General features: G+C 66.3%; 18 protein-coding genes. 14 read left to right on the forward strand and 4 right to left on the reverse strand.

Annotated features, from left to right (window positions below):
- Window positions 1–6: 6 nt before the first annotated feature.
- Complete coding sequence (locus ACIGHN_RS03670) at window positions 7–1,467, reverse strand: NAD-dependent succinate-semialdehyde dehydrogenase (RefSeq protein ID WP_396503304.1); 1,461 nt, start codon at window positions 1,465–1,467, stop codon at window positions 7–9.
- Window positions 1,468–1,872: 405 nt separating this feature from the next.
- Between ACIGHN_RS03670 and ACIGHN_RS03675 the strand changes: the two genes are divergently transcribed.
- The gene (locus ACIGHN_RS03675; RefSeq protein ID WP_396503305.1) at window positions 1,873–2,310 is read left to right on the forward strand and encodes an IPTL-CTERM sorting domain-containing protein; all 438 of its coding nucleotides are present in this window, start codon (window positions 1,873–1,875) and stop codon (window positions 2,308–2,310) included.
- A gap of 45 nt (window positions 2,311–2,355) precedes the next feature.
- Here the strand turns inward: ACIGHN_RS03675 and ACIGHN_RS03680 are convergent, their stop codons facing one another.
- A complete protein-coding gene (locus tag ACIGHN_RS03680; RefSeq protein WP_396503306.1) occupies window positions 2,356–2,592 on the reverse strand; it encodes a hypothetical protein in 237 nt (78 codons plus the stop codon).
- 242 nt (window positions 2,593–2,834) lie between these two features.
- Here ACIGHN_RS03680 and ACIGHN_RS03685 point away from each other — a divergent pair, with 242 nt between their 5' ends.
- The 8 genes from ACIGHN_RS03685 (at window position 2,835) to ACIGHN_RS03720 (ending at window position 14,918) form a co-directional block, all read left to right on the forward strand.
- Window positions 2,835–4,844, forward strand: coding sequence for a S9 family peptidase (locus ACIGHN_RS03685; RefSeq protein WP_396503307.1), 2,010 nt, complete (start codon window positions 2,835–2,837; stop codon window positions 4,842–4,844).
- A 193-nt stretch (window positions 4,845–5,037) separates the two neighbouring features.
- The gene (locus tag ACIGHN_RS03690; RefSeq protein ID WP_056417307.1) at window positions 5,038–5,520 is read left to right on the forward strand and encodes a hypothetical protein; all 483 of its coding nucleotides are present in this window, start codon (window positions 5,038–5,040) and stop codon (window positions 5,518–5,520) included.
- Between the two features lie 23 nt (window positions 5,521–5,543).
- Window positions 5,544–6,491, forward strand: a complete 948-nt coding sequence (locus ACIGHN_RS03695; RefSeq protein ID WP_396503308.1) for a methyltransferase — start codon at window positions 5,544–5,546, stop codon at window positions 6,489–6,491.
- The gene (locus tag ACIGHN_RS03700) at window positions 6,488–7,822 is read left to right on the forward strand and encodes a phosphoribosylamine--glycine ligase (protein WP_396503309.1); all 1,335 of its coding nucleotides are present in this window, start codon (window positions 6,488–6,490) and stop codon (window positions 7,820–7,822) included. The genes ACIGHN_RS03695 and ACIGHN_RS03700 overlap by 4 nt, the downstream gene beginning before the upstream one ends.
- Window positions 7,823–8,118: 296 nt before the next feature.
- Complete coding sequence (locus tag ACIGHN_RS03705) at window positions 8,119–9,483, forward strand: iron-containing redox enzyme family protein (protein ID WP_396503372.1); 1,365 nt, start codon at window positions 8,119–8,121, stop codon at window positions 9,481–9,483.
- A gap of 103 nt (window positions 9,484–9,586) precedes the next feature.
- Window positions 9,587–11,335 carry a RecQ family ATP-dependent DNA helicase gene (locus tag ACIGHN_RS03710; protein ID WP_396503310.1) on the forward strand — a complete coding sequence of 583 codons (1,749 nt, stop codon included), beginning with the start codon at window positions 9,587–9,589 and terminating at the stop codon, window positions 11,333–11,335.
- Window positions 11,336–11,711: 376 nt separating this feature from the next.
- On the forward strand, window positions 11,712–13,229 hold the full coding sequence (locus ACIGHN_RS03715) for an ATPase domain-containing protein (RefSeq protein WP_396503311.1): 1,518 nt from the start codon (window positions 11,712–11,714) through the stop codon (window positions 13,227–13,229).
- A gap of 18 nt (window positions 13,230–13,247) precedes the next feature.
- Window positions 13,248–14,918, forward strand: a complete 1,671-nt coding sequence (locus ACIGHN_RS03720; RefSeq protein WP_396503312.1) for an ATP-binding protein — start codon at window positions 13,248–13,250, stop codon at window positions 14,916–14,918.
- A 67-nt stretch (window positions 14,919–14,985) separates the two neighbouring features.
- On the opposite strand, the gene ACIGHN_RS03725 is transcribed toward ACIGHN_RS03720, so the two are convergent.
- Window positions 14,986–15,327, reverse strand: a complete 342-nt coding sequence (locus ACIGHN_RS03725; RefSeq protein ID WP_396503313.1) for a hypothetical protein — start codon at window positions 15,325–15,327, stop codon at window positions 14,986–14,988.
- Window positions 15,328–15,466: 139 nt separating this feature from the next.
- Here ACIGHN_RS03725 and ACIGHN_RS03730 point away from each other — a divergent pair, with 139 nt between their 5' ends.
- The 3 genes from ACIGHN_RS03730 (at window position 15,467) to ACIGHN_RS03740 (ending at window position 18,330) form a co-directional block, all read left to right on the forward strand.
- Window positions 15,467–16,360, forward strand: a complete 894-nt coding sequence (locus tag ACIGHN_RS03730; protein WP_396503314.1) for a Ku protein — start codon at window positions 15,467–15,469, stop codon at window positions 16,358–16,360.
- A gap of 63 nt (window positions 16,361–16,423) precedes the next feature.
- The gene (locus tag ACIGHN_RS03735) at window positions 16,424–16,624 is read left to right on the forward strand and encodes a hypothetical protein (protein ID WP_396503315.1); all 201 of its coding nucleotides are present in this window, start codon (window positions 16,424–16,426) and stop codon (window positions 16,622–16,624) included.
- Between the two features lie 77 nt (window positions 16,625–16,701).
- Window positions 16,702–18,330: a methyl-accepting chemotaxis protein gene (locus ACIGHN_RS03740; protein WP_396503316.1), complete on the forward strand. Its 1,629-nt coding sequence runs from the start codon at window positions 16,702–16,704 to the stop codon at window positions 18,328–18,330.
- 106 nt (window positions 18,331–18,436) lie between these two features.
- Here ACIGHN_RS03740 and ACIGHN_RS03745 read toward each other — a convergent pair whose 3' ends face one another.
- Complete coding sequence (locus ACIGHN_RS03745; RefSeq protein WP_396503317.1) at window positions 18,437–20,833, reverse strand: catalase; 2,397 nt, start codon at window positions 20,831–20,833, stop codon at window positions 18,437–18,439.
- A 294-nt stretch (window positions 20,834–21,127) separates the two neighbouring features.
- On the opposite strand from ACIGHN_RS03745, the gene ACIGHN_RS03750 reads away from it, so the two are divergent.
- Window positions 21,128–23,278: an ATP-binding protein gene (locus tag ACIGHN_RS03750; protein WP_396503318.1), complete on the forward strand. Its 2,151-nt coding sequence runs from the start codon at window positions 21,128–21,130 to the stop codon at window positions 23,276–23,278.
- A 160-nt stretch (window positions 23,279–23,438) separates the two neighbouring features.
- Window positions 23,439–24,212, forward strand: a complete 774-nt coding sequence (locus ACIGHN_RS03755) for a hypothetical protein (RefSeq protein WP_396503319.1) — start codon at window positions 23,439–23,441, stop codon at window positions 24,210–24,212.
- Window positions 24,213–24,263: the final 51 nt, after the last annotated feature.

Below are 24,263 nucleotides of genomic sequence, written 5' to 3' on the forward strand. Positions count from 1 at the left end.
CCTGGTTCAAAAAGGCGTGCCGACGGTGATCGTCTTGACGTCCGTGTAGTGCAGGAGCCCCTCGGGCCCCATCTCCTGGCCGAGGCCGCTTTCCTTGTGGCCGCCGAAAGGCAGCTCGGGCTGCGACACCCCGAAATGGTTGATGCCGACCATGCCGGCCTCGATGCCCTCGCCCAGCCGGTGCGCGGTGTGCAGGTCGCGGGTGAAGGCGTAGGCGCCCAGCGCGTAGGGCAGTGCATTGGCTTGTTCAATGGCGCCGTCCAGGCTGTCATAAGGCTGGATCACGGCCATGGGGCCGAAGGGCTCCTGCTGCATCAGGCGGCACTGCGCGGGCGCATCGGCGAACACCGTGGGCTGGAAGAAGAAGCCGGGGCGGCTGACCCGATGGCCACCGGCCAGCAGGCGCGCACCCTGCGCCACCGCGTCGTCCACGAACCGCTCCATGTCCTGCACCCTGCGCGCATGGGTCAACGGCCCCATCTGCGTGGCGGCATCCATACCCTGCCCCAGGCGCAACGCCCGCGCGGCAGCACTGAAGCGCTGGGCGAACGTGCCCAGGTGGCCGCGGGGCACATAAAAGCGGATGGGCGATGCGCACACCTGGCCGGCATTGCGGAACTTGGCCGCCACCGATTGCCGGAGCACGAAGTCCAGCGCGTCGCCGTCGCACATGTCGTCGCAGACGATGACCGGAGCATGCCCGCCCAGCTCGCCGGTGAAGCGCTTGACATGGGCTGCCGCCTGGGCGCCCAGCAACTTGCCCACGGCCACCGACCCGGTGACGGACACCTTGGCGATTTCAGGGCGCTCGATCAGGAACGAGGACACCTCCCCCGGATCGCCGCACACCAGGTTGATCGCATCCGCCGGCACGCCGGCATCGAGGAAACAACGCACCAGCAGCATGCAACTGCCCGGCGTTTCCTCGGCCGGCTTGATCACCACGCTGCAGCCCGCTGCCAGTGCGCTGGCGAGCTTGCGGCTGGGCAGGTTGACCGGAAAGTTCCAGGCGGTGAAGGCCGCCACCGGCCCCACGGGCACGCGGGCCACGGTGTGCGACAAGATGCCCTCCACGCGGGGCGGCACCGTCCGGCCATACAGGCGCTTGGCCTCTTCCGCCTGGAAGTCGATGATGTCCGCCGACAGCGACACCTCGCGCCGCGCCTCGGCCAGCGGCTTGCCCTGCTCCAGCGTGAGCACGGTGGCCACCAGGTCCAGGCGCTCCCGCAGCAGCGCGGCCGCACGCCGCAATGCCCCGTAGCGCTCGTGCGCCCGCACCTGGCGCCAGCTGCGGTAGCCGCGCAGCGCGGACTCGGCGGCTGCCGCGAGCTCCAGCGGTCCGGCCAGCGGTAGCCGCCCCAGCTCCATGCCGCTGGCGGGGTTGACGACGGGGCGCGTGCCGCCGCCGGTGTGGGTGGTCCAGTGGCCCGCCACATGCAGGGCGAGCGCAGGGTAGGAAGTCGTCATGGCATCCAGACATCGAGAGGGCCGGGTGTTGCGGCGTGGGGTGATGGCTGGACGATAGGTGCGAAGACACACGGGGCGTGATCAGTTTTCTGCACAAATGCGGGATGGTTCGGCCCGCGTCCCCCGGGGCGCAGCAACGCCAAAGATCCGCTTATGGCTCGGATAACGAGGCCTGTCTTGGTGGATGGGGCCGGCCCCCTGAAGATGGCCCCTTCGCCCTTCTCGTCACGGCACGGCCAACGCGCGCCGTCTGGAAAGCCTGAAAACCCGCGCCGTTGTGGACGGTGCACCGGCCTTTCGGGCGCGAGGGGGTCAATGCATCAGCTTTGGGAGCCAATCGATATGCGGGCAGGACGGCGGTGGGTAGTAGTTGGGCGCAATGCGGTCATGGCCTCGCTGCTAGGCATGGCCACCGTGGGCTGGTCGGCCACGATTGCTGCGACGGTAACGCGTTCGGGCACGGACTGGACATTGACCTGGACAGGCATCAGCTGCAACTTTGTCGACTTCTTCAATGCGACCACGCCGCCGGTCAGTTGGTCGTTGACGGTCAACGGGGTGACGGCTGCAGCACCGCTGGCCAACAGCAATTTCATCGGCGGTCCGCCGGACGCCGGTACGGTCGATCTGACCGCGCCCAATGGGGTGGTGGCGCGAGGCACCATCGACGGCCTCACGTCCTTCACCTGCGGTACCGACACCCTGACCCTGCCCGGCCATCTGGCAGCGCCGGGGGCTGCCGCGATTCCCACTCTTTCGGAATGGGCCTTGATCGTGATGGGAGCCCTGATGGGCGTGGCGGTGCTTGCCCAGGTCAAGGCAAAAAGCCGCGCCAACGGCTGAGGTGCTCACGGCGGCTCCGGGGACAGCGCCAGCGCCGCGACCGGATCAACGCTGCTTGTCGTCCGTCTCACCCAGGACTTTTTGACCGGCGCGCGAGGACGGCTTGGGGTCGGGATGCTGCTCTATGGCTCCGACCCGGTGGCCAGAGGCGGTGACCTGGTCGGCAGGGCCGACCCCCGGCTGCTCGCCACCGGGACGATTGGCATAGACATCGTCGGTCTTCCCGTCGGTGTCCTTGAGGCCATATTGGTTGTAGTCGGGCGATGGGGTTTTTGCAGTCATGGGTATCTCCGTGTGCGGCCCGCGAAAAGCATGACCAGCTTGTACCCTCAGTCTTCAAGCGCAGGCAGATCGGGGCTGTGGGGCGATGCGTGCCTGCGGTGTAGGACCACGGCCAGCGCTGGCACTGCAACAGCGCGGGTGACGCTCCGACATCACAGCCAGGTCGTGTCTTCGGCGGGCGTCCTACAAACCCGGCCGGATGGCGGCGTTAGTTTTCACGGGTCCTTCGCCCCTGCACACCCATGACCACCGACACCCCGCCATCCCACGCTCACTCACCCATCCCGTTTTCGGTCGACGACCTCCACCTTCACCAGAAGATCACCGCGCTGCACTGTGCACCCGGCTCGGAGCGCGCGGCCTGCGTGGTCCGGTCCGTGAACCGTCAGAGCAACAGCTACCAATCCAGACTATGGATGTTTGCGCTCGACGGCTCCGAAAGCCATCCCATCACCCACGGCACCGGCAGCGACCACTCGCCCCGCTGGTCTCCGGACGGGCAGACGCTGGCCTTCATTTCTGATCGGGGTGGCAGCCCACAGATCCATCTGCTGCCCATGTCGGGGGGAGAGGCACGGCCGCTCGGCCACTTCGCCGGATCCGTGGCGAGCCCGTGCTGGGCGCCCGACGGCAAGTCGCTCGTGGTGACGGCGTCGGTCAGTGTGAACCCCGATTTGCGGGGCGCGCGCGCCCCGCGCGACGCGCCCGCCCGCCAAAGCCCCGCCGAAGTCGCGTGGAAATTGCCCTACAAGTCCGATGGCGTCGGCTATCTGCTGGCGCGTGAGATCCATTTGTTCAGGGTCGATGTGGCGAGTGGCGACGTCACGCCCCTGTCCGATGGCGCCTTCAACGTGCTGGCCCATGACGTGTCGCACGATGGAACGCAACTGGCCTATGTGCGCACGCGGGATGGGCGCTTGGCCCATGCCACGGACCTGTGGGTCTGCAGCGCGGATGGCGCCAGGCACACCCGCCTGACCGAAAGCCACACCCACGCCATGCAGCCGGTGTGGTCTCCGTCGGGGCGCTACATCGCCTTCACGGGTGCGGTGCTGGCGGGTGATGCGGAGGTTCGTCTGTGGCTGTTCGACACTCAGACCGGCACGGCGCGCCAGCTCGGCGATGTGGAAGTCGCAGACCCCGCATCTGTGCATTGGCCGGAGGGGGACCACAGCATCGCCTTTGTGCGCGCCCATCGGGGCCGTCACGAGATTGCGCAGATCACACTCGAGGGCCATCTGCATGTGCTGCTCGCCAAAGACCACCAGCTGGGTGCATTCGGTTCCACCGGCACACACTTCGCGATGTCCATCCACCACCCGTCCTTGCCGTCCGAGCTGCATGTCTGCCGTGCACAGGACAGCGCAGGCAGCCTGCGCCAGATCAGCCGCCTCAACCCATGGTGGGACGACAGGACCCCCATCCAGGCGCAGGCGATGTCGTTCCAGGTACCCGGCGGCGACGGGGAAGTCCAGGAGATCGAAGGCTGGCTGCTCAGGGCCGAAGCTGCCGCGGGACCGTCTCCGCTGCTCAACGACATCCATGGAGGACCGGCCAGCTATGCGCTGCTGGACTTCGACACGGCCGTCTACTGGCATGTGCTGTGCTCGCAGGGGTGGTCGGTACTGGCGCTCAATGCCGCAGGCTCCGCCAGTTTCGGACACGAATTCGCCCACGCGCTGAAAGGCCACTGGGGCACGCATGACCTGCCGCAGCACCTCGCCGCCATCGAAGACCTGAAAGCGCAAGGCATCTGCGATGAGCGCCTGGCAGTCTGCGGCAAGTCCTATGGGGGCTACCTCTCTGCCTGGGCCATCGGCCACACCGAGATGTTCAAGGCCGCCGTGGTCATGGCACCGGTGGGCAACATCGAGACCCACTACGGGACGTCCGACAGCGGCTACTACGTGGACCCGTTCTCCATGGCGACAGCCCCGCGTTTCGACCGCGAGAAGGCCCGGCACCACTCGCCGGTGCAGTACATCGGGAGCGCCACGACACCCACGCTCTTCATGCAGGGCAAAGCGGACGCGCGGTGCCCGCAGGGCCAGTCCGAAGAGCTGTTCGTGGCTTTCATGTGCGGCGGAGAAACCCCGGGTGAACTGGTGCTCTACCCCCAGGAGGGCCACGGTTTTCTGGGTGAAGGCGCCCCCGTTTGCAGGGCCGATGCCGCGGCACGCATCGTGGACTGGGTGTCGCACCACACCCTGGACGACGATGCCGGCCGACTGTTGGAGTCCGCTGCGCCATGACGCCCCGCCCCCCGCTCCGCATGCCCACACCCGCGAAGGTCACCGGGGCGCCGCGCGCCTTCAGCCCAGGCCCTGGCGAGACTGGCTGTCAGAGGTATAGGCATGTTCCTACAGACCCGCGCAGGTGTGCCCGCGAGCATCGTTTCATCCATTGACTTAGCTGCGAGGCGCCTACCGCCTTCTAGAGGCCACCATGACCACATCTCTCCCCCACCAGTGGGGATCGAATCTCCAAAGGGCTCAGACCCACCAGCCGGACTGGGATGGCTATGTCGTCACCAAGGTCAAGCACGTGCGTGCGGCCGTGCTCTCCGGCATCGACACCTTCAATGCCGAGGGCTTCACCATTCCCCTGGCCAGTGGCTTCATCGAGCTGTCCGGCATGCGTGCGGGCACCTTCCGCACGTTCCTCAAGATCGGGTTCGCGGAGTCGGACGATGTGATGCTGCCGTCGTTCGAGCTGGTCGACAACGCAGCCATCGGCACGCTGATCCTCCCGTCCCATGCGTTTGCCTCCACACTCCAGTTGGCCAACAGCCCGACTGCGCATTTCCGCATCGGCGGCGATGGCCGGCGCAACGCCATGGCCACGGATGTCGCGCTGTTGAACTTTGCGCTGACCGAGACCGGCGAGGCTCCCGAGGGCATAGAGATCGGGTTCGCCAGCGGCCGCTGAGCTGAGCACCTGGGTGCACCGCCATGAACCCGGTTGAACCCGCTGCGCTGGTGGACATCGGCCGCTGGTTGCAGTCCGTGAACTATCGGTTCGTGACGCCCACGCCCGCGACGCATGCGGTGGTGCTGGGCCGCCGCGCTGATGCGACGGCACACGATCCGAGGGACGTCTTCGGGTGGAACCTGCCTTTTGCGCCGACGCTGTTGCCACCCGAGGTGGTCACCCACCTCCAGCGCGCGGCACTGGTGCAGGAGTGGGGAGCACACCTGCTGCGCGCCACCGTGCGGTTCTCCACGCTGGGGGACCTCATCTTTCCCCACTCTGCGTTTCCGACGCTTCACAACGAGTCCGTGTTCTTCGGTCCGGACACTTACCGCTTTGCCGCGCTGATCCGGCGCCAGCTCACTATGGCCCCTTTGCATGGCGGATCCCGCGTGCTCGACATGGGCTGTGGATCCGGTGCCGGTGGCCTGGTGGCTGCAACCCATGACCGCCCAGCGCCTGCCCACCTGGTGCTGGCGGACATCAGCCCCCTGGCACTGCGGTTCGCGCAAGCCAGCGCTGAACTGGCCGGCGTGCCCGGCACTACCTTCCGCCAGGGAGACCTGTTCAGCAGCGTCGAGGGTGATTTCGACTTCATCGTGGCCAACCCGCCCTACCTGAACGATGGCGCCCAAAGGCTGTACCGCCACGGTGGCGGCCGATGGGGTGAAGCGCTGTCCATCCGCATCCTGCGCGAGGGCTGTCCTCGGCTGGCGCCGGGGGGCCGCCTGGTTCTGTACACGGGTTCATCCATCTCGCACGGGGTGGATCATCTGGGCGAAGCCATCGCGTCGGAGCTTGCCGCGCAGGCGTGCAACTGGACCTACGAGGAACTCGACCCGGACGTCTTCGGCGAGGAGCTGCAAAACCCCGCGTACGCGGAGGTGGACCGCATCGCTGCCGTGGGCGTGGTGGTGCACAAGCCATGAGGTTCCTCGGCATCGGGGACACCCATGACCTGGCCGCGATGTACCTCGGCCTGGCGCAACGGGGCCACGACGTGCGGGTGTTCGTGCGCGACCCGGACTATCACGATGTGTTTGCGGGCCTGCTGGATCGCACCGACGATTGGCAACAGGAGCTGGGCTGGCTTCGGGAGGCGGGCGACGACGGGATCGCACTTTTCGAGTCTGCCAGCGACGGCGCCACGCAGGACGCGTTGCGCCGAGAGGGATTCCACGCCATCGGCGGCAGCGCGTTCGGCGACCGGCTGGAGGCCGACCGGGAGTTCGGCCAGGCCGTGCTGCGATCCATCGGCCTGCACACGGCGGCCAGCCACCGGTTTGCCGACCATGCCACCGCGATCGCCTTCATCCACGAGCGGCCCGCCCGCTATGTGCTCAAGCTCAACGGCGCCGACGCCGTGCGCACGCGCAACTATGTCGGGGTGGCACCGGACGGCCTGGACGTGATCGCGCTGCTGGCGCACTACGCCCGGTCGAGCGCGACAGCCGCTTCGGCCAGCCCCCAAGGCAATGGCCAGGATCGGGATGATTTTGTGCTCATGGAATATCTGGAGGGCGTGGAGGTGGGCGTAGGTGGGTACTTCAACGGACACGCTTTCCTGAGCCCCGCGTGCATCGATTTCGAACACAAGCGGTTCTTTCCGGGCGACCTTGGGGAACTGACGGGCGAGATGGGCACCATCGTGTCCTACCAGCGGTCGCAGCGGCTGTTCGACACGGTGCTGGCCCCCTTGGCCCCCGTGCTTAGGGATGGCGGCTACTGCGGGTACATCAACGTCAACCTGATCGCCAACGAAAGCGGGCTGTGGCCGCTGGAGTTCACCAGCCGTTTCGGATACCCGGGTTTTGCGATCTGCGAGGCGCTGCACGCAGACCCGTGGGAGACCATCTTTTCCGCCATGGTCCAGCGAAGCGCACTGCACTTTCGCACCCACCCGGGGTTCGCTGCGGGCGTGGTGCTGACGGTGCCGCCCTTCCCCTATCGCCACGGATACGCCGAGCTGTCCAGGGGCCTGCCCATCCACCTGCGCAGCACGCTGTCCCGGGATGATCGCGCGGCGCTGCACTTTGCAGAGGTCGCTCTGCACGGCGGCCATCTGGTGACGAGCGGTACCACGGGCTATATGGGCGTGGCCACCGGCATCGGCGACACGCCAGGTCGCGCCAATGCGCAGGCACTGCGGGTGGCACAGGGCGTGGTGGTACCCAACCTCCGATACCGCCGAGACATCGGGGAGCGCCTGGAGCTGGGCGGCGAGTGGGAGCGGCTGCAGCGCCTGGGATGGCTGGGCTGAGTGCGCTGTGCCTTGCGCCGTGCCGCCGCCGTAGGAGAGTGCCCACGCGGTGATGGCGTATGGCCCGATGCCACCGGTTATCGGCGGGCGCGATGCTGGAGACTTCTCACTCTCACGCACATTCCATGTCTGCCATCCTGAAGGAACTCTCCGATCGTCCCGACCTCCCGATGGCTGCGCCGTGGGCTCGGACTCCCAGCAACTGCTGCAACGACGAAGGACGTTCTTTCCAGCACCTGTATGGCCGGCTTGCCGATGGCATTCCGTCCGCCAATGACATCGCGCAATCGGCAGAGATGCTGGCAGGAGCGCTGGAGCGCACCGGTACGCACGTGGATGACCTGCCCGCCGACCCTGCCGACCTCACCACCTGGATGACCTCCAACGTGGAGCGCGTTCACACCCAGTACCAGTCCTACCTGCAATCGCGCAAGGAAGGTGCCCCGCGGCGTTACTTCGGCAACCGCGCGCATGCGCTGTACTTTCTGCGGCAGGTATCCCCCACCAAACTGGTCGACGGTGCGTGGCTCTACGGCCTGTGTGCCCACGCAGCCAACCCGCGCCTGTCCAACCTGGTCACGACCTACCTCGAAGAGCTGGGCAACGGGGAGCCGGACAAAAACCATGTGACGCTCTACCGCAACCTGCTGTCACGCTACGGGCTGGACCCGGTCGATGGCCTGCCCGATGCGCTGTATGAGCAAGGGCTGATCCAGTTGGCGCTGGGATGGAACGCGCAGGACTTCCTGCCCGAAGTCATCGGCTTCAACCTGGCGTACGAGCAGTTGCCGCTGCACCTGCTCATCACATCGTACGAGCTCAACGAGCTGGGCATCGACCCGTATTACTTCACGCTGCACGTCACCGTCGACAACGCCGACACCGGGCACGCGCGCCGCGCCTGCCAGGCAGCGCTGGAGGCCGCCCCCCGCATGCCTGACGGCGGCGAATACTGGCAGCGGGTGCGGGCCGGCGCCAAGCTGGGCAACCTTGGCGTGAGCACCATGGATGTGATCCAGGGCTTCGACATCGAGGCCGAAGTGGTCCGCATCATGGCGCACAAGTCCCCGGCCGGCAACGGCGCACATTCGGACTTTTGCAAAGTGGAGGGCCGCAGCGTGAACGACTGGCTGTCGGTTCCCGAGGAGATGTCAACTTTCCTGGCAGCGCTTGAGCGCAACGGCTGGATCAAGAGGAACCGGCCGGTGGACGAGAGCCGATTCTGGAAGCTGCTGCAAGGCGAGCGCGCGGAAATGTTCGGCGTGTTTTCTGGCTATGAGCTGCAGGTCATCCACGACTGGATCCGGGGCACCGACAGCGCCGACGGCGCGGCGTTTGAAACGGCGGGTGCGGCGGCTGCGGATGGCGCGCAAGCGGCGGCAGGACCCCGCCGCCTGATGAGCTTTCGGGTTGCTGAAAGGCTGCGGCAAGCCCGGGGCGGTGCGCAGGGGCCCAGCGACGCGTCGCTCGATGCCGACCTTGCGATCTTTCGTGAGCGGTATCCATCGCTGCAAGGTGAAGCGCAGCGCGAGCTGCTGCAGCAAGCCCTGTCGCCTGCGCTGCACTGGACACCCGCGGGCCTGGAAGCCACACGTGAATTTGTGCGGGTGCTGCATGGCGCTGCCGCGCCATCGCAGCGTGCTTCCCCCCACACAGCTTAAGACGCGCGCCTGCGCCATTTACCCCTGCCCATCGGCCATGCCTTTACGCCGCCCGCAACCCTGAAATGCCGTGTTGTCCGGCCTCCACAGATCCACTTCGACGATGACCACCACATCCCAAGCCTCCGCCGTGGCTGGCGCCACGCCCATTCCGGCCCCGGTACCTGCCAACATTCAAAAGACCTTGAAGAAGGTTTTCGGGCTCAAGCGCCTGCGGCCCGGGCAATGGGACGTGGTGCAGCGCGTGCTGCAAGGGGCCAGCACCCTGGCAGTGATGCCCACCGGTGCGGGCAAGTCGCTGTGCTACCAGTTGCCTGCGGTGCTGCTGCCCGGCATCACGGTCGTGGTGTCCCCCCTGGTGGCCTTGATGAAAGACCAATGCGACACGCTGCGGGGCCTGGGGGTGGCGGCGGTGCAGGTCAACAGCGCCATCTCCGCCGAGGAACTGAGCGCCGCGCGTGCAGCCATTGACGACGGCAGCGCCCGCATCGTGCTGACCACGCCCGAACAGATGGCCGACCCTTCGCTCACCGCCGCACTGGCGCGGCACACGGTGAGCCTGCTGGTGGTGGACGAGGCGCACTGCATTTCCCAATGGGGCCATGACTTCCGGCCTGCGTTTCTGGAGATTGCGCCCGCCGTCCGGGCGCTGGGCCGGCCGGCTGTGCTCGCGCTGACCGCCACCGCCAAGCCCGCGGTGATGAAGGAAATCGTGGCGCAGTTCGGCATCGCGTCCGGCAACATCATTCAGGCCGGTGCCTACCGCCCGAACCTTCAGCTCGCCGTGGAGCAGCTGTCACGGTCGGCAGATCGGCTGCCGCGCGCGCTGCAATACATCGCTGCCACCGAGGGCACCGGGGTGGTGTACGCATCAACGGTCAAGAGCGCCCAAGAGCTGTACGACAAGCTGGCGGCGGCGGGTGAAAGCGTGGGCCTGTACCACGGCAAGCTGCCCCCGGCCCGGCGCGCCGAGGCGCAGGACGCCTTCATGGACGGCAAGGTGCGTGTGATGGTGGCCACCAACGCTTTCGGCCTGGGCATCGACAAGCCCGACATCCGGTTCGTGCTGCACTACCAGATGCCCGCGAGCGTGGACACCTACTACCAGGAGGCAGGCCGCGCGGGCCGCGACGGGAACGACTCGCAATGCACGCTGCTGTACGTACGGCAGGACCGGTCGCTGCAGCAGTTCTTCATGTCCGGCCGCTACCCGACGCTGGACGACCTGCAGGCGGTGCACACGCTGCTGCACCAGGCAGCACCGGAAGGCGGTTGGACGGCCGACGCCATCGTCGACGCTGTCGCACGGCCGCGGGCCAAGACCTTGGTGGGTTTGAGCCTGCTGCGCAGCCACAAGGTCGTGCGGCGCGACCGCTCCGGGCGCTTTGGCGTGGCACGAGAGCTGAGCGGCGATGCCCTGGAAAAGCTGCTGTGCGGCTACCGGCGCAGGCGCGAGCAGGACGGAGAGACGCTCGAGGCGATGGTGGCCTACGCCCAGGGCGGGCGATGCCGCTGGCACGCCGTGCTGTCCGCCCTGGGTGAGGAGCCCCCGTTCGACGGCTGCGGCCGGTGCGACAACTGCCGGCGCATGGCGGCGTTGAAACACCTCGCACCTGCCGTGGCCATGCCGGAGCGCCCCATCGAGGTCCGCCCGCCCGTCACCGCCAAACCCAGCTTCACCAGCGGCCAGGCGGTGCGTGCGCGCCGCTATGGCGCAGGCCAGGTGGTCGAAGCCAATTCGCACGCTGTGACAGTGGAGTTTGCGAACGGCACGCGCCGCACCTTTCTGCCCGAATTTGTGCGCGCCGCGCGGTCTTCGCCGCCGCTGCAGCAGCAACTGGTGGCCGCGTGACGACACACCCGTCCCGTGGGCGGCACCGTAGCCCCCTCTCAAAAACGCCGCGTCGAACGACCTGCCGGTAGCTGTCTGACCGGACAGCTACCTGTAGGAGCTGGCGCCCTCCAGCATTCGCCATAGGCTGACCGGCAAACCTCCCCTAACATCCGAAAATGAATTCACACCCCTGGTGGCCTGGAGCATTGCAGCCTTGATGGCTCCGGTCGACGTGTGGCGGCGGACTCCCCTGGGATTGGCCGACCGCGTATAGGTTTTGCCTCTGTCGGCACAGCCAGGCGGAAGTGGCTTGGCCGGAACACACAAAGGCCACCATGGGTGAAGCAGCGATTGCGTGTTGCAAAGTCCGCTGCACCATCGAAAGGATCCAGGTTTGTCAAACAGTTCAAGCGCCCCCTCCTCGCCCGAAGGCCTGGCACCCACTGGAATCGCGGGGCTGGACAATATCCTGAACGGCGGCCTTCCAGAGCGGCACCTTTATCTGGTGGAGGGCAGCCCCGGCACTGGCAAGACCACCCTGGCGCTGCAGTTTCTGTTGTCGGGACGTGCCCAGGGTGAGCGGGGACTCTACGTCACCCTGTCGGAGACTTCGGAAGAACTCGCCCAGGTAGCCCATTCCCACGGCTGGTCCCTGGACGGCATCGAGGTCTACGACCTCGTCAGCGACGAAGGGCTCAGCGAGGACGCCGAGCAGACCATTCTTCACCCCTCGGAGTTCGAGCTGGGCGAAACCACGCGCGATGTGATGCGGCTGGTGGGAGAGCTCAAGCCCCACCGGGTGGTGTTCGACAGCCTGTCGGAGCTGCGCCTGCTGGCCCAAAGTGCGCTGCGGTACCGGCGCCAGATCCTTGCACTCAAGCGCTTCTTCGCCCAACTGGGCTGCACGGTGCTGATGCTGGACGACAAGTCCGTCGGTGAAGGCGACCAGCAACTGCACAGCATCGCCCATGGCGTGATTCACCTCAATCAGAACGTGAACGCCTACGGCTCGGACAAACGCAGACTGCGCGTGGTCAAGCTGCGCGGCGTGAAGTTCAGGAGCGGCGACCATGACTTCGACCTGAACCGGGGCGGGCTGCTGGTCTTCCCACGGCTGGTGGCGGGCGAACATGGCAGCGATTTCGACACCCAGCCCATCTCCACCGGCACCCCGGGGCTCGATGAACTCCTGGGCGGCGGCTTGGCGCCCGGCAGCAATCTGCTGCTGGCCGGCCCTGCCGGGGTGGGCAAGACCACCACGGCCACCAGTTGCGCGGTGGCCGCGATGCGGCGCGGCGAAAAGGTGGCGTACTACCTGTTCGACGAAGGCCTGAACACGCTCCGGGTGCGCTCGCGCTTCCTGGGTCTGGACATCGAACCCTTCATCGCGTCGGGCCAGCTGTTGATCCGCTCGTTCGACCCGGCAGAAGTGTCTCCCGGCCAGTTTGCGCACGCCGTGCGGGACGCCGTGGAAAAGGACGGCGTCACCATGGTGGTGATCGACAGCCTGAACTCGTACATGCAGGCCATGCCCGGCGGGCAGTACCTGCAGCTGCAGATGCACGAGCTGCTGGCGTACCTGAACCTGCGGGGTGTGGTGACCCTGATCATTCTGTCCCTGCACGGCGTGGTGGGCGAGATGCGCACGGACGTGGACCTGAGCTATCTGAGCGATGCGATGGTGCAGTACCGCTTCTTTGAAGCGCGCGGCAACCTGCTCAAGGCGATCTCGGTGGTGAAAAGCCGCACCATGCGGCACGAGACCAGCATCCGCGAATTCCGCCTGGGCCCGGATGGTGTGGAAATCGGCAAGCCGCTGGCCGACTTTCACGGAATACTGGCCGGCACCGAAGCCTATGCGGGCACATATGCCCTGCTGGGCGACTCGGACACTGCCGTGCCGGCCCGATAGAAAACACAAGGGAATCGCATGGAAGGTCGCGTGCTAATCCTTGCGCCGCACGGTCGCGACGCACAGGTGATCGAGTCGGTGCTGCGCCGCGATGCGCTGCAATGCCTGATCTGCAACGATGCGGCAACGCTGCTGACCGAGCTGGAAGCCGGGGCGTCCACCGCCGTTCTCACGGAAGAGGTGCTGGCAGGCGGCCTTGATGAGTCGCTGCGCAACTATCTGGCGCAGCAGCCTGCATGGTCGGACTTTCCATTCGTGGTGCTGGCCACGCGCCAGCCGGTGCGCCGATCCGCACGTGCGGCGCTGTCCTTGCAGGAGCTGGGCAACCTGGTGATCCTGGAGCGACCGGTCAACCCCGACACGCTGCTCAGTGCGGCGCGCTCGGCCTTTCGGGCGCGGGCACGGCAATACGCCTCGCGCCGGCACCTGACCGATATCGAATCTGCCAAGCAGACCGTGGAGCAGCTCAATGCAGACCTGGAAAGCCGCATCGCCGCGCGCACCAGCGATCTGGCTGGGGCCAATGACCGCCTCATGCGCGAAATCGCCGACCGGGAACGCATCCAGTCCAAAGTCGTGCAAAGCCAGAAGCTGGAGGCCATCGGCCGGCTCACGGGGGGGATCGCCCACGACTTCAACAACCTGCTGCACGCCGTGAGCATGAACCTGCAGTTCATCATGCGGCTGGCCGACGAGAAACGGCTGGCCGACTACGCGCGCCGTGCCAAGGAATCCGTGGACCGGGGAGCAAGACTGACCGCGCAGCTCCTGTCCTTCTCACGCGCGCAAAGCCTCTTGCCGAAGTTGCACGAGGTCAACACGATGGTCGGCAACTTGCGGGAGCTGATCGAAGTATCGGTGGGTTCCAAGGTACAGGTGCACATGGATTTGTGCGAGGACGAGGCGTGGGCGTTGTTCGACGGTGCGCAGCTGGAAATGGCGCTGCTCAACATGGCCGTCAACTCGCGCGACGCGATGCCCGACGGTGGCCACCTGACCATCCGCACCAGGCTGGTCCCCGGCAACGACGGTGTACAGCGGGTGCAGATCAGCGTGCAGGACACGGGCTGCGGGATTCCGGAAGCACTGCAGTCCAAGGTGTTCGATCCGTTTTTCACCACCAAGGCCGACGGCGAGGGGACCGGGCTGGGACTGAGCCAGGTGTATGGCTTTGCCACCCAGTCGGGCGGCAGCGCCGAGATCCACAGCCGCGAGGGCGAAGGCACCACGGTCACGCTGCAGTTCGCTCAGGCGACTCCGGCGGTGCAGAGCGCGCCGGACGCCGCAGCCGCGCCGGGCGGTGCCGCCAACCCCTCCAGGCGCACCGAGGTGCTGGTGGTGGAAGACGACGATGCCGTCAGGCGGGGCATCACCGAAGGGCTGCGATTGCTGAACTACAGCGTGCGCGAGGCCAGCGATGGCGAAAGCGGCCTGCGAGAGTTGCAGCGCCGCATGCCCGACCTGCTCATGGCGGACTACCTGATGCCCGGCATGAATGGTGCCGAGTTCATCGCGGCGGCCCGCCAGCTCTACCCCGAAATTCCGGTGCTGATGGCCACGGGCTATGCGGACATGGCCGAGGTGGAACGGCTGGTGGGCGTGCAATCCGTGCTGAAGAAGCCGTTCGACCTGGAGACACTGAACTCTGCGGTGGGCAGCGAACTGGCCCGCTGGCGCCTTCGGGCGTGAAGGCCGACCCTGGCGCGGCGCGCCTGCAGCCTTGCCGTGCGGGGGGCGTCGTGGCCGCTTTGACAGGTCAAACGGCCGGGCCGAACCCGAATGGCGCAGGGCTGTCGGACTCTTTCGGCTTGCTTGGCACGACCTCTTCCGGCGGGGCCTGCCGGCGCTTGGCAGGCTCCCAGGCGCTGTCGCTGCGCAATCTGCCGGGCCGGCGTGGACCCACGTCCAAGTCTTCGACCAGGGCTTGCAGCGCGGCCAATCCTTTGGCCATCGCGTCCTTGTAGCTGCGCGCCGCTGAGTCCGATTTCGCGATCTCGTTCCAGCGGTCACCGTCCTCGCGCTCGTTCAGCACCCAGTAAAAGGCGCTTGGCGAAGTTTCTTCCACATGGATGGAGATATGGCGCAGTGTGGTTGGCATACCGCAAGCATAGGGGCCGGGCACCCAAGGCGTGACCATGCCGAGGCCTACCGATCAGGTAAGCAAACACCTACACCCCACAACGGTGCCACGCCGCAGACTGGTACCACCCGGGTTCCCCGTGCGGAGAGATCACACCATGGCCACTGGAAGTCGCACCCTCTGGAAAGGCGCCATCACCTTCGGCCTTGTCCATATCCCTGTCGGACTGCACACCGCTTCCAGCGAGCAAGGGGTGGATTTCGATTGGCTGGACAAGCGGTCCATGGACCCGGTGGGCTACAAGCGCATCAACAAGCGCACGGGCAAGGAGATCGACAAGGACAACATCGTCAAGGGCGTGGAGTACGAGGACGGCAAGTACGTGATCATCAGCCCCGAGGAAATCGAGGCGGTGTTTCCCAAGACCACGCAGACCATCGAGATCCAGCGGTTCATCAGTGCCAACGAGATGCCCTTCATCTTCCTGGAGCGCCCCTACTACGTGGCGCCCATCAACAAGAGCGACAAGGTCTACGCGCTCTTGCGCGAGACCCTGGTGGCGACCGGAAAGATCGGCTTGGCCAAGGTCGTCATCGCGACCAAGCAGCACCTGGCGGCACTGGTGCCTTCGGGGCCGGCGCTGGTGCTGAACCTTCTGCGCTGGGGTGACGAGGTCAAGACCCTGGACTCGCTGGACCTGCCCGCCTCCGGCAAGAACGGTGTGAGCGCGGCCGAGCTCAAGATGGCCAGGCAGCTGGTGGAGGAAATGTCCGGCCCCTGGGACCCTGAGGATTTCAAGGACGAGTTCCGCCTGCAGGTGATGAAGCTGGTGGACAAGAAAGCCAAGGCCGGCGAAGGCAAGACCGTGCTGGAGCCGCAAGAGGAAGCGCCAAAGTCCGGCGAAGTGATCGACCTCACCGCGCTGCTCCAGCGCAGCCTCAAAGGCGGCGGCAAATCCGGCGCGAAGTCCCCCCCCAAAAACCCTGTCCGAAAGACCGCGGCGAAGGCAGCGCCCGCAAAAAAGGCTGCTGCGCAAAAGAAGGCTGCCTGAGCCGGACAGCGACGCCCGCTGCCGCGATTTTCGGGGATGCGATCGCAGCAGCACGGCTGCACCGTGAAAATTCCTGAATTGATAGCAACAACTGAGGCGGTTCGAGCGCCGGAGCTGGTTTTCACTCCCATAGCCACCGGGATGTTGCTGCGCGCTCGCAGCGTGCGCTTACTAACTCCGTCTTCCAGCGCCGTCTATACGGGGCTCTACGTGCATTTCGGCACCGCATCAACACGCACTATCGACATAGCCATTTTCTATTGACAAAGTGTTACATCCGGCCGGACCATGACATAGATCAAGTCATTGCGGGAGGAAAAATGGTAGTTCGGAATATGACGATGCGGGCCAAACTGGGGCTTTCGTTCGGGCTGATGGTGGTGCTGATCGTGTTGCTGTCTGCGGTCGCCATCAAGGACATGAGCAGCGCCAAGGTGCAGTTCCATGATTTTGTGACCGGCATCAACGCACGGGCCCACCTGGCCCAGGAGATTCGAAGCGCTGTGGACCGGCGCGCGGTGGCAGCGCGAAACCTGGTGCTGGCCACCAAGCCCGCAGAGCGCGATGCCGAAAAAGCCGCCGTCACCAAAGCCCATGAAGACGTCCAGAAGCGCCTGGGCCTGCTCCAGCAGGCCGTAGAGGGCCCGGGCATTCCGGCCAACGTCAAGGCGCTGGTCGCCGACCTCGCGAAGATCGAGCAGTCGTACGGTCCCGTGGCCCTGTCCATCGTCGATTTGGCCATGGCCGACAAAAAGGACGAGGCCATTGCGAAAATCAATGATGAATGCCGGCCGCTGCTCGCCGCCCTGATCGCCAAGACCAGCGAATACCAAAAAACGACCGATGACCGCTCCCAGCAACTGGTGGACTCCTCCGAGGCCGACTTCGAGTTCCAACGGCGGTTTCTGATCGGCCTCGCGCTGCTGGCCACCGTGATCGCGACTGCCTGCGGGGTGGCGATCACCCGCGGCGTGCTCAGGGCCCTGGGTGCGGAACCCGATGCACTGAGCAGTGCCGCCAGCAAGGTGGCGGGCGGCAACCTGTCGAGCATTGCCGGGGCCAGCGCGGCGCCGGACGGAAGCGTGCTGGCATCGCTGAGCGCCATGCAGCAGAACCTGGCCAGCATCGTGAGCAAGGTGCGGGGCGCCACCGACTCCATCTCCACCGGCACCAGCGAAATCGCCATGGGCAATGCAGACCTGAGCCAGCGCACCGAAGAGCAGGCCAGCGCGCTGCAGCAGACTGCAGCCACGATGGAGGAGTTCACCTCCACGATCCGCAACAACGCCGAGAACGCCAAGATGGCCGATCAGCTGGCCATCAGCGCATCCGCCGTGGCCACACGGGGCGGCGAGGTGGTCTCCAAAGTGGTCACCACCATGCGGGACATCAATGACAGCTCGCGCAAGATCTCGGACATCATCGGTGTGATCGATGGCATCGCCTTCCAGACCAACATCCTGGCGCTCAACGCCGCGGTGGAAGCCGCGCGGGCTGGAGAGCAGGGCCGCGGCTTCGCGGTGGTGGCCACCGAGGTGCGCAACCTCGCGCAGCGCAGCGCCAGCGCCGCCAAGGAGATCAAGGCCCTGATCAATGAGAGCGTGGAAAAGGTGTCCGTGGGTACCGGTCTGGTGGACCAGGCCGGGCAGACCATGGTCGAGGTCGTGGGGGCGATCAAGCGCGTGACGGACATCGTCGGCGAGATCAGCTCGGCCAGTTCCGAGCAGAGCACAGGCATTTCCCAGATCGGCCAGGCCGTCAATCAGATGGACCATGCCACGCAGCAGAACGCAGCGCTGGTGGAGCAAAGCGCCGCTGCTGCCAAGAGCCTGGAGATGCAGGCGCAGCAACTGACCGAGGCGGTGCGCACCTTCCAACTGGAAGACTCGGCAAGCACCGCGTTCGGGCACGCGGGGTCAACGCGTGCGATCGCTGGAGTTCCCTCCCGGGCCTTGCTCGCACCGGCTTGAGCCGCGGCCTGCGGCGACTGCGACCTGGCACTTGCGAATAGCGAATTGCGAATTGCCACTTGCGACGGGCCCCACCAGCGGGGGCCGTCGCTGTGGCAGCCCTCGCTCAGACCAGCGGCGGGTCCGTCTCCCGCTCCGGATGGCGGTGGCGGGCAATGCCCTCGATGAACAGCTCGAACTCCCGAGACCCTGCACCGAACACGATCCCTGGGTCCGCGTCTCCCGATGGGAGCGTGGACGGAATCTGCGCCTTGAGCATCAGCGCCGAAGACGCCGGCATGACCAGAATGGTCTTGCCGTGGCGGAACTGGTCCTTGAGGCATTCCATGGTGTGGCCGTCCGCGGACAGCGCCTTCACCCCCGCATCGCCGTCGGGCAGGGCCAATGCATCGAACAGGAAGCCGGGCTCGTTCTCCAGCGACGCATCGGCGTTGATGGCCACCTTGTCGGCCGTTTTCACCGGCCCGATGCGCGGCGCCACGAAGCGGCCGACCGCCCCTTGCGCGAACAGCGCGGCTTGGAGATCCACCGCGCTCTGCCCCACCACGCCATCAGCCACCAGGATGGCCACCTTGCGGCCCATCAGGCTGCCGTCACCCGGACGGGCCAGCAGTGACAACGCGTCCGATCGGGCCACCTCGGGCTTGGGCGGCTTGGCGAGCGCGCGCTGCATGGGTGGGGGCAAAGGCTCCATGCCCAGCCCGGCGGCCACCTCGTGGCCCAATTCCTCGGACACATTCAGCAGCGATGCCACCATGCGCTCCCGCACTGCCGGTACCGTCACCTTGCTCAACTCGAAGCGGAAAGCGGCAGCGATGTGTGCTTTCTCAACGGGCGTCTGGCTCTCCAGGAACAGCCGGGCCTGCGTGTAGTGGTCGGCGAACTTCTCGGGCTTGGCGCGGACCTTGCCTTGTGCTTCCTTGGCCTCGATGCGTGCGGGCACCGACACGAAGCCCTGCGCCGCACCCGCCTGGAAGGGGCAGCCTCCCGCAAGGGAATTGGGCTCGTAGGAGACCTTTCCGCGGTGAATGGCCTGCCGGTGCATGCCGTCGCGCTGGTTGTTGTGCACGGGCGCGACCGGGGCGTTGATGGGCAACTCGTGGAAGTTGGGCCCGCCCAGCCGCGATATCTGCGTGTCGATGTACGAATGGATACGCCCTGCCAGCAGCGGGTCGTTGGAAAAATCGATGCCCGGCACCACGTGCGCCGCACAGAAGGCCACCTGCTCCGTCTCGGCGAAGAAGTTGTCCGGGTTGCGGTTGAGCACCATGCGGCCGATGCGGCGCACGGGCACCAGCTCTTCCGGGATGATCTTGGTGGCGTCCAGGATGTCGAAGCTGAAACTGTCTGCCTGCTCTTCGGTGAACATCTGCACGCCCAGCTCATATTCCGGATAGGCACCGGCCTCGATGCGCTCCCAGAGGTCGCGGCGATGGAAATCTGGGTCTGCGCCGGATATCTTGACCGCCTCGTCCCACACCAGCGAATGCGTGCCGGCCTTGGGGTTCCAGTGGAACTTCACGAACACCGACTCGCCCGCTGCATTGACGAACCGGAAGGTGTGCACGCCGAAGCCCTGCATCGTGGCGTAGCTGCGCGGAATGGCGCGGTCCGACATCACCCACATCAGCATGTGGGTGGACTCCGGCATCAGCGAGACGAAGTCCCAGAAGGTGTCGTGCGCGCTTGCAGCCTGCGGCATCTGGTGATGGGGCTCGGGCTTGACGGCGTGCACCAGGTCGGGGAACTTCATCGCGTCCTGGATGAAGAACACCGGCATGTTGTTGCCCACCAGGTCCCAGTTGCCTTCGTCGGTGTAGAACTTGACGGCAAAGCCGCGCACATCGCGCGCCGTGTCCTTGGAACCGCGCTCGCCCTGCACCGTCGAAAAGCGCACGAACACCGGGGTGATCTTGCCCGCCTCCTTGAACGGTGCGGCCCGGGTGAGTTCGGTCAACGGCTCGTAGCATTCAAAAAAACCGTGGGCGCCAGAGCCGCGTGCATGCACGATGCGCTCGGGAATGCGCTCGTGGTCGAAGTGGGTGATCTTCTCGCGGAGGATGAAGTCCTCCAGCAAGGCCGGGCCACGCTCACCATATTTGAGCGAGTTCTGGTTGTCCGCAATCGGCACGCCCTGGTTGGTGGTGAGCACCTGCCCGGTGGAGTCCACCCGCACCCTGTCCAGGGGGGCGATGGTGGCGTTCACACCTTCGGGCGCCACGGTGCCTGTCTTCTCGGTGCTGTTGGCCTCCGACAAGGTGCTGCCCAGCGGCAGGCGGGACGGTGCCTCTACCGTGGTGCCCGCCGGGGGATTCACGCCGTTCTGAAAGCCGTGTTCGGCCGCCTTGCCCAGGTTGTAGGGCATGGCTGCCGCCATGTCATGGGTCTCGCCAGCCTTGGCGGAATGCGCATCGGCGGGGGGACCGAGAGCGGACGGGCCGCTGTCGGTGTTTCTGGCTGCGGCAGCTGCCGAGGTGCCTGCAGCACGGGTGTCTTTGATCATTGCGGGGCCTTGTTGCGTGGTGGAAGGCCCTGGGACGCGCGGTGTGCTGCTCCAAAGCCACATTCATCTTGTGTACGGCCCCATTGCGGGCTTGTAGGCGGCGGCGCTGGAGGGCGGTCAGGGAATGAACCGGCTCAGGTCCCCGCTTTCCCGCGCTCCAAGGAGCCCACCCTTCCCAAGAGACGCCAGCGCCACCTACCTGCCAGTAAGAATCGGTTGTAATCCACACTGCAGGTTTGCGTGCCGAGCCCCGGCACCCCCGCCACCACCGAACCGTGATTGCAAGGACGGAACATGCCGGACAGCCCCGCCGCAGCCCCCCACGCTCCCCGCCAACGGGGCGACTCGGTCCGTTGGCTGCGCCTGCTGGTCATGCTGAGCATTGCAGTCCCCCTGTTCATCTATCTGGTGGTGGGCGCGGTGCGGTACGTGGGCGCCCGCGACGACGCCGCCGCGCGCGTGAGCCGCTCGCTGCGGGTCGCCCATGAGCATGCCTCCAAGGTGATCGCGGCGTCGGAAGCGCTGCAGGACAAGGTGCTGGTGCTGGTCAGCGGCAGAAACCCGGCTGAACTGCGCAGCAACGAAACCGCCTTGCACGAGGCGCTGCGGGCCAGAACCGTGGACCAGCCCCAGATCCAATCCATTCTGATCCTGGACGCCCAAGGCAAGACCGTCGCCAGCAGCCGCCTGCTGCCGTTCCCGGTCACGGACCTGTCCGACGGCGAGTACTTCAAGGTCCATCAACAGGGCTTCAAGGGCTCCTACCTGTCCAAGCCCCTCGTGACGCGCACGACGAAAGAACCGGTGCTCAACCTCAGCACCGGCTTTTACGACCACGAGGGCCGGTTCGCCGGGGTCATCAACGTCACCCTGCTGACGTCCTACTTCCGCGGCTACTACAGCGACCTGGTGGCCGACGACCCGGGCCTGGCGGTCAATCTGTTTCGGGAAGGCGGGGAAATCTACACCCGGTGGCCGGACATCGCTGGTGCGCCGGACCGGCTGTCGCCGCAAGGCCCGGTGCTCACGCACCTGCGCACGGGCGAGGAGTCTGCGCAGCTGCGGGGCATTTCATCGGTCAACGGGGAAGACAGTTTCCTGGCCTACCGCAGGGTCAACAACTACCCCCTCTACGTGGGCACGGGCATGAGCCTGATTGCGCTGCGCAATGACGTGCTGACCGAGCTGGGGACGCTGTTCGCCATGGGCGCGCTGCCCGTGGCGGCACTTTTCCTGACGGCCACCCTCGCGCTGCGCAACGCCCGGACCGCGCTGCAGACCATGGAGAGCCTGGAGAAGGAAATCGAAACCCGCCACCGCGCCGAGGAGGCCCTGCTGCAGGCCCAGAAGCTGGAGGCGCTGGGCCGGCTCACCGGCGGCGTGGCGCACGACTTCAACAACGCGCTGATGGTGGTGAGCAACAACCTGCACCTTATCAGGCGCGCGGCACCGGGCGTGGCGACGAAGCAAGTGGACTCCATCGCACGGGCGGTCAAGTCAGCCACCAACCTCACACGGCAACTGCTGGCCTTCTCGCGCCGCCAGCCGCTGGTGGCAGAACACGTGGTGCTGCAGGAGAAGCTGCCGTCCATCAAGGACCTGGTCAGCCCGGCGGTGGGAAGCCAGATCCAGCTGGATGTCCAGGTGGATGCCGCCACCGCACCGGTCACCCTGGACCTGGCGGAACTGGAACTGGCGCTGCTGAACCTGGCCATCAACGCGCGGGACGCCATGCCCAAGGGCGGATCGCTGTCGATCATGGCGCGCAATGCGACCGCCGCAGAAGCAGGCACCAGCACGCCCACGGACATGGTGCTCATCGACGTGCAGGACTCGGGCACAGGCATCGCGCCGGAGCTGATCAGCAAGGTCTTCGAGCCCTTCTTCACGACCAAGGCCGTCGGCGAGGGCACCGGCCTGGGCCTGAGCCAGGTGTACGGCATGTGCCAGCGCCTGAACGGGCGGGCAGAGATCTCCAGCGAGCTGGGCGTGGGCACACGGGTGCGCCTGCTGCTGCCCGCAGCCGCGCCACAGGTGCAGCAGGCCTCGGCGTCCCACCCCACGCTCGCACCGCTGGGCAAGACCGTGCTGATGGTGGAAGACAACGAAGAGGTCGCCGCATCGCTGGTGCCCATCCTCGAATCGCTCGGTTGCCGCGTGACGCATGTGGACCGCACGGCCAAGGCCCGGCAACTGCTGGAGCGCGGCGACCAGCCGGACATCGTGCTGTCCGACGTGGTCATGCCGGGCGACATGGATGGGGTGGGCCTGGCCCAGTACATCCGCCAGACCTGGCCGCGGCAGCAGCTGCTGCTGATGACGGGGTATGCCGAGCAGCTGGACAGCATCCGCGGCCTGGGGTTCGAGGTGCTGCCCAAGCCCTGCACGCCGGAGATGCTGTACACGGCGCTGGCGAAGCTCACCCGGGCCCACTCACAAGGCTGAATGGCCGGTTCGCCCTGCGCTATCGCGCTGGGATGGGCCTGAGAACGGCCTGCCTGGACGATTGGATATCTTAAAAACACGAATGGCGCCCATCGCCAAGGCGCTGCGGGGAACACTTGCATCCATGCAATCAGCATGACCACTGCAAGGCGAGGACCCCATGACACTGCACCATTCCATTCAGCGCGCCACCCTGGCCCTGGCCTGCGCCACACTGGCCTCTGTCGCCGTGGCACACGGCACCTCACACAGGGGCAAGGCCCATAGCGGCGGCATCCAGAGCGCGCCTTCGGCCACCGTCAAAGCGCCCTACGACATCGTCCACACCAAGATCACCACCGACGGAAATGTGGCGATCTTTCACATGCACGTGTCTGGCAAAGCCGGCGCGAGCAAGCCGACCAGAACGGGCAAGCTGGCTGGCAGCAGCGTGTTCTCCTATGTGTGGCCCACCACGCTCGACCCCGCATCGGTAGGGTTTGAGCCCGGCAGCGGCATCCTGGCATTTGCCGTGACTTCCCACCCCGACTTCGACGACACCCCGCTCTTCGACGAGAACGGCGATGGCCGCACCGGCAACGACGGTGGCGTGTGGCATTCGCACTGGGTGGTACTGCAGCCCGACGAGGCGTGCGGCAAAGGTGCGCTCAAGGTAGTGGACATTCCGCAGGGCAGCAAGCCCCGTGTCCCCAAGACGTGGCCCGGGCTGCCCATCCTGATCGACAGCCCCGGCTGGAGCCCCACCTTCTCCGGCGGCACGCTGGAGGTGCGCGTGCCTTTTGACGACATCGGTGCCGTCAACGCAGCCAGCTTCGACGGCGTGACGGCCGCGCTGCGCGTGAATGCCAGCGTGCACAGCCCGCTGCTGTGCGTCGTCGATGTGTTCAAGACCGCGTCGGGCGACCTGTCCCTACCCGGCAAGACGAACAAGTAAGACGGGCAGACAGCGACCGCGAGGGCACGCAGGCTGCGTGCCCATCGGTTG

The sequence above is a fragment of the Acidovorax sp. NPDC077693 genome, from assembly GCF_044542805.1.
GTDB lineage: Bacteria > Pseudomonadota > Gammaproteobacteria > Burkholderiales > Burkholderiaceae_C > Acidovorax.

Bases quoted from the DNA above. Each gene is read 5' to 3' on its own strand.
- ACIGHN_RS03700 (WP_396503309.1), top strand. From the start codon at position 6,488: ATGAGGTTCCTCGGCATCGGGGACACCCATGACCTGGCCGCGATGTAC.
- ACIGHN_RS03705 (WP_396503372.1), top strand. From the start codon at position 8,119: ATGCTGGCAGGAGCGCTGGAGCGCACCGGTACGCACGTGGATGACCTG.
- ACIGHN_RS03725 (WP_396503313.1), bottom strand. From the start codon at position 15,327: ATGCCAACCACACTGCGCCATATCTCCATCCATGTGGAAGAAACTTCG.
- ACIGHN_RS03730 (WP_396503314.1), top strand. From the start codon at position 15,467: ATGGCCACTGGAAGTCGCACCCTCTGGAAAGGCGCCATCACCTTCGGC.
- ACIGHN_RS03740 (WP_396503316.1), top strand. From the start codon at position 16,702: ATGCGGGCCAAACTGGGGCTTTCGTTCGGGCTGATGGTGGTGCTGATC.
- ACIGHN_RS03710 (WP_396503310.1), top strand. From the start codon at position 9,587: ATGACCACCACATCCCAAGCCTCCGCCGTGGCTGGCGCCACGCCCATT.
- ACIGHN_RS03680 (WP_396503306.1), bottom strand. From the start codon at position 2,592: ATGACTGCAAAAACCCCATCGCCCGACTACAACCAATATGGCCTCAAG.
- ACIGHN_RS03745 (WP_396503317.1), bottom strand. From the start codon at position 20,833: ATGATCAAAGACACCCGTGCTGCAGGCACCTCGGCAGCTGCCGCAGCC.
- ACIGHN_RS03695 (WP_396503308.1), top strand. From the start codon at position 5,544: ATGAACCCGGTTGAACCCGCTGCGCTGGTGGACATCGGCCGCTGGTTG.
- ACIGHN_RS03670 (WP_396503304.1), bottom strand. From the start codon at position 1,467: ATGACGACTTCCTACCCTGCGCTCGCCCTGCATGTGGCGGGCCACTGG.
- ACIGHN_RS03690 (WP_056417307.1), top strand. From the start codon at position 5,038: ATGACCACATCTCTCCCCCACCAGTGGGGATCGAATCTCCAAAGGGCT.
- ACIGHN_RS03720 (WP_396503312.1), top strand. From the start codon at position 13,248: ATGGAAGGTCGCGTGCTAATCCTTGCGCCGCACGGTCGCGACGCACAG.
- ACIGHN_RS03750 (WP_396503318.1), top strand. From the start codon at position 21,128: ATGCCGGACAGCCCCGCCGCAGCCCCCCACGCTCCCCGCCAACGGGGC.
- ACIGHN_RS03675 (WP_396503305.1), top strand. From the start codon at position 1,873: ATGGCCACCGTGGGCTGGTCGGCCACGATTGCTGCGACGGTAACGCGT.
- ACIGHN_RS03685 (WP_396503307.1), top strand. From the start codon at position 2,835: ATGACCACCGACACCCCGCCATCCCACGCTCACTCACCCATCCCGTTT.
- ACIGHN_RS03755 (WP_396503319.1), top strand. From the start codon at position 23,439: ATGACACTGCACCATTCCATTCAGCGCGCCACCCTGGCCCTGGCCTGC.